This window comes from Chryseobacterium sp. R2ACT005, assembly GCF_049949215.1.
GTDB lineage: Bacteria > Bacteroidota > Bacteroidia > Flavobacteriales > Weeksellaceae > Chryseobacterium.
The window spans coordinates 1,744,990-1,757,441 of record NZ_CP188192.1; the positions used below are offsets into that span (position 1 = coordinate 1,744,990).

15 protein-coding genes are annotated in these 12,452 nt (G+C 34.9%); 14 read left to right on the plus strand and 1 reads right to left on the minus strand.

The window, feature by feature from the left end; genetic code table 11:
• Positions 1–23 precede the first annotated feature (23 nt).
• Positions 24–1,382 carry a signal recognition particle protein gene (ffh, locus tag ACPF63_RS08035; protein WP_077416947.1) on the minus strand — a complete coding sequence of 453 codons (1,359 nt, stop codon included), beginning with the start codon at positions 1,380–1,382 and terminating at the stop codon, positions 24–26.
• A 156-nt stretch (positions 1,383–1,538) separates the two neighbouring features.
• Between ffh and ACPF63_RS08040 the strand changes: the two genes are divergently transcribed.
• From ACPF63_RS08040 to ACPF63_RS08105, 14 genes are all read left to right on the plus strand, one after another.
• Complete coding sequence (locus tag ACPF63_RS08040) at positions 1,539–1,910, plus strand: hypothetical protein (RefSeq protein WP_047374405.1); 372 nt, start codon at positions 1,539–1,541, stop codon at positions 1,908–1,910.
• Positions 1,911–1,969: 59 nt separating this feature from the next.
• Positions 1,970–3,067 carry a F0F1 ATP synthase subunit A gene (atpB, locus tag ACPF63_RS08045; RefSeq protein ID WP_077416949.1) on the plus strand — a complete coding sequence of 366 codons (1,098 nt, stop codon included), beginning with the start codon at positions 1,970–1,972 and terminating at the stop codon, positions 3,065–3,067.
• Between the two features lie 47 nt (positions 3,068–3,114).
• Positions 3,115–3,309 (plus strand): ATP synthase F0 subunit C, encoded by a 195-nt coding sequence (gene atpE / locus ACPF63_RS08050; protein WP_002979108.1) that lies wholly within the window; start codon positions 3,115–3,117, stop codon positions 3,307–3,309.
• A gap of 83 nt (positions 3,310–3,392) precedes the next feature.
• Complete coding sequence (locus tag ACPF63_RS08055; protein WP_077416951.1) at positions 3,393–3,890, plus strand: F0F1 ATP synthase subunit B; 498 nt, start codon at positions 3,393–3,395, stop codon at positions 3,888–3,890.
• Between the two features lie 2 nt (positions 3,891–3,892).
• On the plus strand, positions 3,893–4,432 hold the full coding sequence (gene atpH / locus ACPF63_RS08060; RefSeq protein ID WP_426482631.1) for an ATP synthase F1 subunit delta: 540 nt from the start codon (positions 3,893–3,895) through the stop codon (positions 4,430–4,432).
• Between the two features lie 16 nt (positions 4,433–4,448).
• Positions 4,449–6,026, plus strand: coding sequence for a F0F1 ATP synthase subunit alpha (gene atpA / locus ACPF63_RS08065; protein WP_047385277.1), 1,578 nt, complete (start codon positions 4,449–4,451; stop codon positions 6,024–6,026).
• Positions 6,027–6,102: 76 nt separating this feature from the next.
• Entirely contained in the window at positions 6,103–6,966 is an 864-nt protein-coding gene (gene atpG / locus ACPF63_RS08070; protein WP_077416955.1) for an ATP synthase F1 subunit gamma, read from the plus strand.
• Positions 6,967–7,233: 267 nt separating this feature from the next.
• The gene (locus tag ACPF63_RS08075; RefSeq protein WP_077416958.1) at positions 7,234–8,592 is read left to right on the plus strand and encodes a hemolysin family protein; all 1,359 of its coding nucleotides are present in this window, start codon (positions 7,234–7,236) and stop codon (positions 8,590–8,592) included.
• 10 nt (positions 8,593–8,602) lie between these two features.
• Positions 8,603–8,908, plus strand: coding sequence for an ATP-dependent Clp protease adaptor ClpS (locus ACPF63_RS08080; protein WP_426482632.1), 306 nt, complete (start codon positions 8,603–8,605; stop codon positions 8,906–8,908).
• Positions 8,909–9,117: 209 nt separating this feature from the next.
• Entirely contained in the window at positions 9,118–9,732 is a 615-nt protein-coding gene (gene udk, locus ACPF63_RS08085) for a uridine kinase (protein WP_045497309.1), read from the plus strand.
• A 4-nt stretch (positions 9,733–9,736) separates the two neighbouring features.
• The gene (locus ACPF63_RS08090) at positions 9,737–10,093 is read left to right on the plus strand and encodes an FtsB family cell division protein (protein ID WP_047374422.1); all 357 of its coding nucleotides are present in this window, start codon (positions 9,737–9,739) and stop codon (positions 10,091–10,093) included.
• 109 nt (positions 10,094–10,202) lie between these two features.
• On the plus strand, positions 10,203–11,366 hold the full coding sequence (locus ACPF63_RS08095; protein ID WP_426482633.1) for a methylmalonyl-CoA mutase family protein: 1,164 nt from the start codon (positions 10,203–10,205) through the stop codon (positions 11,364–11,366).
• Positions 11,366–11,806: a DinB family protein gene (locus ACPF63_RS08100; RefSeq protein WP_077416964.1), complete on the plus strand. Its 441-nt coding sequence runs from the start codon at positions 11,366–11,368 to the stop codon at positions 11,804–11,806. Before ACPF63_RS08095 ends, ACPF63_RS08100 begins: the two co-directional genes overlap by 1 nt.
• Positions 11,807–11,909: 103 nt before the next feature.
• On the plus strand, positions 11,910–12,254 hold the full coding sequence (locus ACPF63_RS08105; protein ID WP_426483203.1) for a GxxExxY protein: 345 nt from the start codon (positions 11,910–11,912) through the stop codon (positions 12,252–12,254).
• Positions 12,255–12,452: the final 198 nt, after the last annotated feature.

Here is a 12,452-nt window from a genome sequence, read left to right on the forward strand (position 1 = left end):
TTTTTATGAATGATTTTGTCTTGTTATTTTCCCATTCCGCCCATTCCCGGCATATTTGGCATCTTGCTCATCATCTGCATCATCTGCTTTCCTTGAGGGCCCTGCATCATCTTCATCATTTTACCCATTTGGTCGAATTGTTTCATCAATTGATTTACATCTTCGATTTTTCTTCCGGCACCTTTAGCAATTCTTCCTTTTCTCTGGGTATTGATGATAGAAGGTCTTCTTCTTTCTTCAGGAGTCATAGAGTAGATAATCGCTTCAATGTGCTTGAATGCATCATCACTGATCTCTACATCTTTGATCGCTTTTCCAACACCAGGAATCATGCCCATTAAGTCTTTCATGTTACCCATCTTCTTGATCTGATTGATCTGTTTTAGGAAATCATCAAAACCAAACTCGTTTTTAGCGATTTTTTTGTGAAGTTTTTTAGCTTCTTCTTCGTCAAATTGCTCCTGAGCTCTTTCTACTAGGGAAACAACGTCTCCCATTCCCAGGATTCTGTCTGCCATCCTTTCCGGGTAGAAAAGGTCTAAAGCTTCCATTTTTTCTCCTGTAGAAATGAATTTGATTGGTTTTTCAACAACAGAACGAATCGTCAAAGCAGCTCCACCACGGGTATCACCATCTAATTTAGTTAAAACAACCCCGTCAAAATTCAAAGCATCGTTGAATGCTTTTGCCGTATTCACAGCATCCTGACCTGTCATTGAGTCAACAACGAATAGTGTTTCATCTGGTTTAATGAAGTAATGAACTGACTTAATCTCGTTCATCATCTGTTCATCAATTGCCAAACGACCTGCCGTATCCACGATCACAACATCATGACCGTTTGATTTTGCAAAATTAATTGCGTTTTCAGCAATCGTAGAAGGATTTGTAGAACCTTCTTCTGTAAAAACCGGAACCCCGATTTGTCCACCTAAAACTTTTAGCTGATCAATCGCAGCAGGACGGTAAACGTCACATGCCACCAATAAAGGTTTTTTATTTCTTTTTGTTTGTAAATAATTAGCAAGCTTTCCTGAGAATGTAGTCTTACCAGAACCCTGAAGACCCGCAATAAGAATTACAGATGGTTTTCCTGAAAGATTGATTCCCTCCTGAGAACCTCCCATAAGGTCTACCAATTCATCATGGACGATTTTCGTCATCAGCTGTCCAGGCGTAAGGGAAGTAAGAACGTTCTCTCCTAATGCTTTATCCTGAACTCTTTTAGTAAGATCTTTTGCAACTTTATAGTTAACGTCGGCATCTACCAATGCTCTACGGATCTCCTTTACGGTTTCCGCTACATTGATTTCGGTAATTTTTCCTCTACCGGAAATATTATGTAATGCCTTGTCTAATTTATCCTGTAAACTATTAAACATATTTATTGTAAATTATAGGTTTGCAAAAATAAGGAATTTTTAGCATATCTAAAGTGTTCGGGACGTAATATTATATAGATAAGAAAAATGATATATATCAAATCTTATCATAATACGATAGAAAAAGTCTATTTTTGCGGTCTATTAAAATTTAGAATGAAAATCAATCCCAATATTCTTGTTGTCATTTTATTCTTTCTGACGTTCCTGGTGCATTTTTCTCTTTGGAAATTTGTTTTTCACCTGGATGAAATTGTGATCATTAAGTTTTATCTTTTTCTAAGCGTCATGTTTATGATGATGATCACTCTTATTATCTTAATCAATAGAGTAGCACCGGAATTTTTAGGATTGTCTGTTATTGGTTTGATTCTTTTAAAATTCGGTTTGATGTACTTAATCAGAAAAAAACTGAACTTTGAAGTGATTCCAGGCTATAAATTCCATTTTATCATCCCTTATTTTGTCCTGACAGCACTGCTTACATACTATGCGATCAAGCTGATTAATCATGATAAAAAACAGTAAAATAATTTATTGAAACTAGAAAAAATATCATATTTTTGCACAACGAAAAAAACCTATCAATGTTTAAGAAATTCGCAGTTTTATTCTACAGTATTTTTGTATTAAACTTAGTGTCTGCACAGCACGGTGAGGCTACTGCCGGGGCAGCTCCTGCTCAAGAGCTTTCAGAGAAAGACAAAGTAAGCAAAGAAAACAAAGAGTTCATCGATCATCACTTGTTGGATGCACATGATTTCACATTGATGGTTGATAAAGACGGTCACCACATCGGTTTCCCTCTTCCTGTTATTGTATATGACAATGGTTTTCACTCTTTCATGAGTAACAAAGAAGGGTTCATGCACGGAGAGCCTACTGAAGTAGATGGTTCTTTTTATGTATTGCACCATGAGAAAATCTATAAGACTGATGCAGCTGGAACTATAACTCTTGATGATCACGGTCACCCAACTAACGTAAAACCATTAGATCTTTCAATTACAAAAAGTGTACTGATCATTTTATTAGTATCAATCTTTATGTTAGTGTTGTTCGGTGGTATGGCTAAGTCTTATAAAAAATCAGTGGTTCCTACCGGTGCTGCAAGATTTTTAGAGCCATTAATTATTTTCGTAAGAGATGAAGTTGCTATTCCAAACATCGGACATAAGTATAAGAGATTTATGGGTTATTTATTAACGGTATTCTTCTTTATTCTTTTCCTTAACGTTTTAGGATTAATGCCTTTCGGAATTAATGTTACAGGTAATATTACAATGACATTCTTCCTTGCAATCCTTACTTATTTGATTACAACATTCTCAGCTAACAAAGATTACTGGAAACACATCTTCTGGATGCCGGGAGTACCAGTTCCAATGAAGCTGATCATGCTTCCTATTGAACTATTAGGAACAATCACTAAACCATTCGCATTGATGATCCGACTTTTTGCAAACATGACTGCAGGTCACATCGTAGTAATGAGTTTGATCGGATTGATCTATGTATTTAAGAATTTTATCGCAGGTGTTGCATTTCCTTTCCTTACATTGGTAATTTATTTACTAGAGGTATTGGTAGCATTCCTACAGGCTTATATCTTTACAATGTTATCAGCTCTGTTTATCGGAATGGCAGTACAAGAGCACGAGCATGAACATCATGCAGCTCACTAATTGAAATTATAAATTAAAGTAAAACAAATTTTTTAAAATTATATATTATGGAAATCCCTAAAATTGTAGGTGCTGGTATCGTAGTACTAGGTGTAGGTATCGGTCTTGGTAAAATCGGAGCTGCTGCTCTTGAAGCTATCGCTAGACAACCTGAGCAATCTGGAAAAATCCAAACAGCTATGCTTATCGCAGCTGCACTTGTAGAAGGTGTTGCGTTTGCTGCTCTATTCGCAGTAAACTAATTAAAATCAGACCATTATCTGTGACGGTTGGTTACAGATAATGGTTCTTTAAAAAAAGTAATAATTATTTATACATTTATATAATGGAATTAATTCATCAGTTTTCGTCAGGATTATTTATTATCCAGTCTGTTATTTTTCTAGCATTATTATTTTTGTTAGGTAAATTCGCTTGGAAACCTATTTTAACGTCTATCAATGACAGAGAAACATCTATTGTTGACGCTCTTAATCAAGCTAAATTAGCTAGAAAAGAAATGGAAACTTTAAAAGAGGATAACGAAAGAATCATTCGTGAAGCTAAAATCGAAAGAGACGCTATCCTTAAAGAAGCTAGAGAAATTAAAGACAGAATCGTAGGGGAAGCTAAAGATGTTGCTAAAACTGAAGGAGACAGAATGATCGAAGCTGCTAAACAGACTATCAATGCTGAGAAAAATGCTGCTATGGCAGACATCAAAACTCAAATTGGTACTTTATCTGTAAACATTGCTGAGTCTATCTTGAAACAAAAATTAGACAACAGCGAAGCTCAAAACGAATTAGTTCAAAATTATTTAAACAAATCAAACCTTAACTAAGAATGCTTACATCTAAAGTAGCTAAAAGATACGCACAAGGTTTACTTGATTTTACCAATGAATCAGGTCAAACGGCTACTGTATTTTCTGAAATGAAAGATGTAGTAAAGATCATGAAAGTGTCTGCGGACTTAAATAAATTCTTCATGACTCCTTATATCGATTCTAAAAAGAAAATAGAAGTAGCAAATGAAATTTTCAAAGGTTTATCTGTCTCTTCTCAAAATCTGATCAGATTGGTGATTAAACACGGACGTGAAACCCAATTGAAAAATATCGCTCAGGAATTCATCAACAAAGTAGAAGACCTTAGCGGTGTACAGAGAGTAACACTTACTACAGCAACTCCGCTTTCAAAAGAGAACCTAGATCAGATTTTAAGATCTACAACTCTTGTAAACGCCGATTCAAATTTTGATTTGAAAGTGAATGTAAAGCCTGAAATTCTTGGAGGATATGTTCTAAGAGTAGGTGATCAGCAGGTAGACGCGTCTGTGAAGACAAAATTGAACCAAGTTAAAAAAGATTTCCAATTAAATTAAGAAAAACAACCATACAATGGCAGAAATAAATCCGGCAGAAGTATCTGCGATCTTAAAACAGCAATTGGCCAACTTCGATACTCAATCAAACGTTGAGGAAGTAGGTACAGTTTTAACCATCGGTGATGGTATTGCTCGTGTATACGGGTTAGAAAACGTACAATACGGAGAGTTGGTGAAATTTTCTAGTGATGTAGAAGGTATTGTACTTAACCTTGAAGAAGACAACGTAGGTGTTGCTTTACTTGGTGAAAGTAAATTAGTAAAAGAAGGTGATACAGTAAGAAGAACAAACAGAATCTCTTCTATTAAAGTAGGAGAAGGTATGTTAGGAAGAGTAGTAGATACTCTTGGTAACCCTATCGATGGTAAAGGTCCTATTACTGGGGATTTATACGAAATGCCATTGGAAAGAAAAGCTCCTGGAGTTATCTTCAGACAGCCGGTAACTGAGCCTTTACAGTCTGGTATCGTTGCAATTGACGCAATGATTCCTGTAGGAAGAGGTCAGAGAGAGCTTATCATTGGTGACAGACAGACAGGTAAAACTACTGTTGCAATTGATACAATCATCAACCAAAGAGAATTTTTTGATGCAGGTAACCCTGTATATTGTATATATGTTGCAATCGGTCAGAAAGCTTCTACTGTTGCACAAATCGTTAAAACTCTTTCTGATAAAGGAGCTTTAGCTTATACTGTAATTGTTGCGGCTAACGCATCAGATCCAGTTCCAATGCAGGTATATTCTGCAATGGCAGGTGCTTCTATTGGAGAGTTCTTCAGAGATACTGGTAGACCAGCACTTATCGTTTATGATGATTTATCTAAACAAGCTGTTGCTTACCGTGAGCTTTCTCTACTATTGAGAAGACCACCGGGCCGTGAAGCTTATCCTGGAGACGTTTTCTATCTTCACTCAAGACTATTGGAAAGAGCGGCAAAAGTAATTGCTGATGATAATATTGCTAAGCAAATGAACGATTTGCCAGAATCTCTTAGACCAATTGTAAAAGGTGGTGGTTCTTTAACGGCACTTCCAATTATTGAAACTCAGGCTGGTGACGTTTCTGCATATATCCCTACCAACGTAATCTCTATTACAGACGGACAGATCTTCTTGGAGTCTGATCTATTCAACTCAGGGGTTCGTCCTGCGATCAACGTAGGTATCTCTGTATCTAGAGTAGGAGGTAATGCTCAGATCAAATCAATGAAAAAAGTTTCTGGTACTCTTAAGTTAGACCAGGCTCAATATAAAGAACTAGAGGCGTTTGCTAAATTCGGTTCTGACCTTGATGCTTCTACTTTGGCAGTTATCTCTAAAGGAGAAAGAAACGTAGAAATCCTTAAGCAGCCGGTAAATGCACCACTTCCTGTAGACAGTCAGGTAGCGATCGTATACGCTGGAACAGAAAACTTAATGAGAAACGTTCCTATCAGAAAAATTAAAGAATTCCAACACGAATATATCGAGTTCCTAAGATCTAAGCACCCTGATACAATGGCTGCTATTAAAGCTGGAAAAATCGATAACGATATTACAAGTGTTCTTAAGCAGGCTGCTAATGATTTAGCTTCTAAATACAACTAAAAAATTCAATGTTTAAGGTTTAAAATATAACGTTTTAAGCCTTAAACTTTAGACCTTAAACTTTGAACCCAAATTAATGGCAAACTTAAAAGAAATACGAGGCAGAATTACGTCAATTTCATCTACGATGCAGATTACCCGTGCTATGAAAATGGTTTCCGCTGCGAAACTTAAAAAAGCACAGGATGCAATTGTAATGCTAAGACCATATTCTGAAAAACTACAGGAACTTATCCAGAATGTAAATTCTAGTTCAGATCCTGATCAGATTTCTGTATATGCTCAGAAAAGAGAGGTTAAAAGAATACTTTTCATCGCTGTTACTTCAAACAGAGGTCTTGCGGGAGCTTTTAACTCTTCAATTGTAAAGGAGCTTAACCTTCAGTTCCAGAACAATTCTCAATATGAGATTGAAGTTCTTCCTGTAGGTAAAAAAGCATTTGATGCTGTAAGAAGAAGCCGTTCAGTATATGCTAATGGAAGTTCTGTTTATGATAATCTGAACTTTGATGCTGTTGCTCATATCACTGAAGGAGTAATGGCAAGCTTCAGAGAAGGTAAATTTGACGAAGTATATGTTATTTATAATAAATTCGTTAATGCAGCAACTCAGGAAGTAACAACAGAACAACTTCTTCCAATCTCAATGCCTGAAAATACAGAATCACAGGTAGAAACAGATTATATCTTTGAACCAAACAGGGCTGAGATTCTGGATAACCTGATTCCTAAGTCTATCAAAACGCAGGTTTTCAAATCAATTCTTGATTCAGTAGCATCTGAGCACGGAGCGAGAATGACAGCAATGCACAAAGCTACAGATAATGCAGAAGCTTTGAGAAATGATCTTAAGATCTTCTACAACAAAGCAAGACAGGCAGCAATTACCAACGAAATCTTGGAAATTGTTTCCGGAGCAGAAGCTTTGAAAAATTCATAAAGAATTATTTTAACATACCATTAAAGCACCGATAAATTCGGTGCTTTTTATTTTTATAAGACTAAAACTGCTATTTACCGTTCAAAAACCGTCTTTTTATATAGAAATGAGAGGATGTATTCAATTATTTTTTTAAATAAAAAATAGCGACATCTTATCGCTTCATATTTTCTTTCAAAAAATCCTCAATCAAAATAATCTATCCCGGATTCAGGTTATTTTTATTTTGCATATCTTTGTACCTAATAAAATTTATACAACCTCTAAATGGACTCGGACATAGTCAGGCTTTTGCTGGCCTTATTTCTTGTTTTACTAAATGGCTTCTTCGTAGCCGCAGAATTTTCAATTGTTAAAGTTCGTTACTCACAAATTCAGTTAAAAGCCGCAGAAGGTAATTCTATGGCTAAACAGGCAGAACATATCATCAAGCATCTTGATGAATATCTTTCCGCTACACAATTAGGAATTACATTGGCATCCCTTGCTCTTGGTTGGGTAGGAGAAAGTGCCTTGCATCATATGGTTGAAAATATCTTCGCATCTCTGAGTATTGATCTTACTCAGACAACGATTACTACAATCTCTGTAGTGACCAGTTTTGTGTTGATTACCATTATGCACATTGTATTTGGTGAGCTTATCCCAAAATCAATTGCGATCAGAAAATCTGAAGCCACTACAATGGCAACAGCTGTTCCGCTAAGGGTTTTTTACACAATTTTTAAACCGTTTATCTGGTTGATGAACTCAATGTCAAATGGTTTCCTTAGATTGGTTAAAATTCACCCGGCTTCCGAACAGGAAATTCACTCTACAGAAGAGCTTCAGCTTTTGGTAAAACAAAGTGCTGACAGCGGAGAGATTGAAGAAGAAAACTATGAGATCATCAAAAATGCATTTGATTTTACCGATCATTCTGCTAAACAGATCATGGTTCCTAGACAGAATATTACTTCCATAGATTTTGAAGAAGATGTTACAGATATCATCAATAAGATTATGGACAGCGGGTATTCCCGTATTCCGGTATATATTGACTCCATTGATAATATCATCGGGATTTTCTATACAAAAGAAATCATCAGGGAATTTGTTAAAAGAAAAGGAAATCTGGATCATGAAGACCTTAAAGATTTAATGCGGGATGCCTTTTTCGTTGTGGAAAGTAAAAAAGTTTCAGACTTACTGAAAACGTTCCAGCTTAAAAAACAACATATCGCTGTTGTTATTGATGAATTTGGTGGGACTGAAGGAATTATTACATTAGAAGATATTCTGGAAGAACTGGTAGGGGAAATTCAGGATGAAGAAGACGATGAAGAAAAAATCGTTGATAAAATATCAGATAATACCTATTGGGTGCAGGCTACACAGCCTTTGGACGAAATCAATGAATTTCTGCCTAAAAGACTGCCGCTTTCAGAAGAAAGTGAGTACAATTCATTAGCCGGATTCATTCTTTATGAGTTAGAAGATATCCCTGAAGAAAACCAGGAATTTGATCTTGAGGACTACCACTTTAAAATTCTGAAAATGAATAATAAAAGTGTAGAACTTGTAGAACTGGTCTATGAGGAACCTAATGCTATAGATCATTTAGCAGATAAAATTGGAGAAGTTTAAAACAGTTAGAATGAATTTTTATAATATCATAAAAGATTATGAAGATCCAAAGCGCCAGTATGAAGAAGAAGTCCTCGTTCTGGATGATACGGATGAAGTTTATAAACTGGTACTGCATAATGACGATATTCATACATTTGATTATGTAATAGACTGTCTTATCGAAATATGCAAACATACCCTGGAGCAGGCAGAACAATGTACGATGCTTGTTCACTACAAAGGCAAATGTACCGTAAAAACAGGCTCAATGGATGTTTTGAAGCCTATGCATGAAAAATTAATTTCGCGCGAATTGACAAGCGAAATCGTATAAATAAAAAAACCGGCAATCAATTTGCCGGTTTTTTTATTGAATCCGAAGGGGAAAGTTGAGTAATGGCAATAAATGACAAAGAGTAGAAGGCTTCAGGAAAATCTTTTAATCTTTACATGCTTTAATCTTTTAATTTCTCAATACTCTTACATTGTCATATTTTATCTAAAATAGTATATTTGTACCAACTATAAAGAAACAAAAAAATAATGCTTGTAATAGGAATTGCCGGTGGTACTGGATCCGGCAAAACTACAGTTGTTGACAAGATACTTCAGCAGCTTGATATTGAGGGAATGAATATCCTTTCTCAGGATAATTATTATCACGACAACCAAGGTCTTACATTGACGGAAAGAGAAGCTCTGAATTATGACCATCCCAAGTCGATAGATTTTGAATTATTGATAAAACATGTGAAAGCTTTAAAGAATAATGAGCCTATTGAACAGCCCATTTACAGCTTTGTCACTCATTCCAGAACAGGAGATCATGTCACTGTAGAACCTAAAAACGTATTGGTAGTAGAAGGAATTTTGGTTCTTACCAACAAAGAATTACTGAAAGAATTTGATTTGAAAGTATTTGTTCATGCAGATTCTGACGAAAGGCTGATCAGGAGGATCAGGAGAGATACCCAGGAAAGGGGAAGAGATCTGAGCGAAGTATTACACCGTTATCAGACTACATTGAAACCAATGCACCAGGAATTCATAGAGCCTTCTAAAAATGATGCCGATCTTATTATCCCAAATATGAAGCAGAATTCCGTAGCGATTGATTTTTTAACTACTGTTATTAAAAACTCGTTGAAAAAACATTAAAAAAATGGAAGAAAACAACCTTATCAAAGACATTCAGCCGAAATCTGAAACATTCAAACTTATACAGAAATATGTTTTGAATAAGTATACCATTACGATTTGTCTGTTTTTGGTATGGATGATTTTTTTCGATAAAACCTCATTTCTTGTAATCAATGAACTGAATGGTGAGATCAGGAAATATGAAGAGCAGCTGGACTTCTACAAAAAAGAATACGAAAAAAATGATGCTTTTTATAAAAAACTGATGAACAACAAGTCTGAGAAGGAAAAATACGCAAGAGAAAACTATTTTATGAAAAAGCCGAATGAAGAGATTTTCATTTTGGTGGTAGACAGCACAAAAGTTGCTAAGAAATAAGGGCTTGCTAAAAAGGTCAATAGTGAATGGGCAATTAATTTTGTTTTATGGTACTATTATATAGAAAGAAAAATTCATTATTGACAATTCACAATTTAAACTAAAACTAATGTCAAATACAGATATATTTTCAAACTGGGAAAGTTTAGTCAAAAAACAACTTAAAACAGAGGATATTTACCCTATTTTAGAAAAACAGAATTTGGAAGGAATAGAGGTGAAGCCCTTTTACACGGAAGTTCAGAAGCCTTTGGTAAATCTGCCTAGAGTTGAAGAAAGCACCCATTTGGTAGCACAATATCATGAAAGTTTAGAAGAGGAAGTATTTGCATTTATCCTTGATCATAATGTAGAAAATCTTGATCAGAAAACTCTTTTTGTTAACAATAAAGAACTTGCAGGGCACATCAGCCCTAAAGAAGAAGACCAGTATTTTTCATTGATTGACATTTTTAATGAAAAAGAAGGAAGTATAGACGACCAGCTGGCTAAAGAATTACTGGCTAAAGACTTTAAAAGAAATATCTGTGTAGATATCTCACTGCATCAGAATGCCGGAGCAGCCATTTATCAGCAGCTTGGTATTGCGCTAGCAAAAACTAAAGAACTGGTAGAAGCTTATGGTGCTGAAATTTTGAATAAGCTAATCTTCAGAATAGCAGTAGGAGGAAATTACTTTTTTGAAATGGCAAAACTGAGAGCCTTTAAAATTGTTTTCAACCAGCTTTCTAAGGAATATGGTATGGATGAAGTTCCTTACATCTTTGCGGAGACTTCACTGCGAAATAAAGCCGTTTCTGACAATGAAAACAACCTGATCCGCTCTACATTAGAACTTGCTTCTGCAATGATCGGAGGAGCTGACGCTGTTTTTACCAATAATTATCTTGTAAACAGAAGTACAGATAATTCGGAAGAAATTTCTTTCAAACAGCAGATTGTGCTCGCTTACGAAAGTATCATCAATGTATTTGAAGATGCTGCGAACGGAAGTTATTATATTGAAGATATTACGAAGCAGTTTGCAGAGAAATCATGGGCTTTATTTGTTGAAATCGAGGAAGCCGGAGGGTATCTTGAACTGTTGAAACAGGGAGTTGTTCAGAAAAAGATCTATGATCATGCTGTTGAAGAGCAGCAATGGATTGAAGAAGGAAAAATAAAGCTGATAGGGGTAAATTTATACCCTAAATTAGACGTTAAAAAGTCTATCGGAGATCTGTATAACGAAAAGGAGATAAAAGCGGTTCGCTGGGCTGAAATGTTTGAATAATGAAAGAAAAACTGGTAGACTTATTTGAATACACCTATCATTTCAATGTTGAGATGATTAAAGTTATTTCTGAAAACAGAGAACTTGTTGATGATAAAACCATCAGCCTGATTAATCATACTCTTAATGCACAACAGATCTGGAATGCCCGGATTTTGGGAGAAACTACTTTTGAAGTCTGGCAGATCAATCCTTTTGAATCTCTTGAGGAAATTAACCATAGAAATTTTCTTAAAAGCATTGATATTATAAGAAATTTTGATCTGGACAAAAGAGTAGAATATCAGAATTCAAGAGGAACAAAATTTGAAAACAGTATTTTTGAAATGCTTTTTCATGCAGTCAATCACTCTACCTATCACAGAGGACAAATCAATTCTTTGCTTAAGCAGAATGGAATAACTCCGGTATTGACGGATTATATTTTTTACAAAAGATAATTTGATAGACTAATCATTTCAAATGAGATTTTGTGTAGATTTATGAAACACAAAATACAAATGTTATAAAGAAAACGAGATAAGTTTTTATATCAGGAAATCTATATTTTCTGTTTATAATGAACTTGGACCAGGGCTTTTAGAAAAGGTTTATGAGAAAGTTTTGGCATTTGAGTTAGAAAATAATGGTTTAAGTGTTAAAACACAAGTGCCAATTCCAATAAATTTCAAAGAGATTCTTATTGATTCAAGCTTTATCGCAGATATAATTGTGGAAGATAAAGTTATCATAGAAGTCAAAGCCGTAACAGAAATAGCAAATATTTATCATCAGCAGTTATTAAGCTATCTAAAGTTAACAGGATTGAAACTAGGAATTTTGGTTAACTTTAATACTGATCAAATTAGCAAAAGTATTTTTCGGAAGGTAAGAGGAAATTTAGATTAATATTCTAAAAATGACCGCAGATAGCACAGATTTTCACTGATGATTGCGTCTGTTTTTTATAGTTAATAAGAAAACTATCAGCGATATATCAAATTGGAATAATATAAAGAAATAAAAGATCAGGATTTAAAAAACCATGCTGTCTTTGGCTTAAAAATAGAATGAATAAAACTCAAATAATAAAACATAAACATCTGT

Excerpts from the sequence above, each read along its gene's own strand:
- ffh (WP_077416947.1), bottom strand. The coding sequence starts at position 1,382 with ATGTTTAATAGTTTACAGGATAAATTAGACAAGGCATTACATAATATT.
- ACPF63_RS08040 (WP_047374405.1), top strand. The coding sequence starts at position 1,539 with ATGAAAATCAATCCCAATATTCTTGTTGTCATTTTATTCTTTCTGACG.
- atpB (WP_077416949.1), top strand. The coding sequence starts at position 1,970 with ATGTTTAAGAAATTCGCAGTTTTATTCTACAGTATTTTTGTATTAAAC.
- atpE (WP_002979108.1), top strand. The coding sequence starts at position 3,115 with ATGGAAATCCCTAAAATTGTAGGTGCTGGTATCGTAGTACTAGGTGTA.
- ACPF63_RS08055 (WP_077416951.1), top strand. The coding sequence starts at position 3,393 with ATGGAATTAATTCATCAGTTTTCGTCAGGATTATTTATTATCCAGTCT.
- atpH (WP_426482631.1), top strand. The coding sequence starts at position 3,893 with ATGCTTACATCTAAAGTAGCTAAAAGATACGCACAAGGTTTACTTGAT.
- atpA (WP_047385277.1), top strand. The coding sequence starts at position 4,449 with ATGGCAGAAATAAATCCGGCAGAAGTATCTGCGATCTTAAAACAGCAA.
- atpG (WP_077416955.1), top strand. The coding sequence starts at position 6,103 with ATGGCAAACTTAAAAGAAATACGAGGCAGAATTACGTCAATTTCATCT.
- ACPF63_RS08075 (WP_077416958.1), top strand. The coding sequence starts at position 7,234 with ATGGACTCGGACATAGTCAGGCTTTTGCTGGCCTTATTTCTTGTTTTA.
- ACPF63_RS08080 (WP_426482632.1), top strand. The coding sequence starts at position 8,603 with ATGAATTTTTATAATATCATAAAAGATTATGAAGATCCAAAGCGCCAG.
- udk (WP_045497309.1), top strand. The coding sequence starts at position 9,118 with ATGCTTGTAATAGGAATTGCCGGTGGTACTGGATCCGGCAAAACTACA.
- ACPF63_RS08090 (WP_047374422.1), top strand. The coding sequence starts at position 9,737 with ATGGAAGAAAACAACCTTATCAAAGACATTCAGCCGAAATCTGAAACA.
- ACPF63_RS08095 (WP_426482633.1), top strand. The coding sequence starts at position 10,203 with ATGTCAAATACAGATATATTTTCAAACTGGGAAAGTTTAGTCAAAAAA.
- ACPF63_RS08100 (WP_077416964.1), top strand. The coding sequence starts at position 11,366 with ATGAAAGAAAAACTGGTAGACTTATTTGAATACACCTATCATTTCAAT.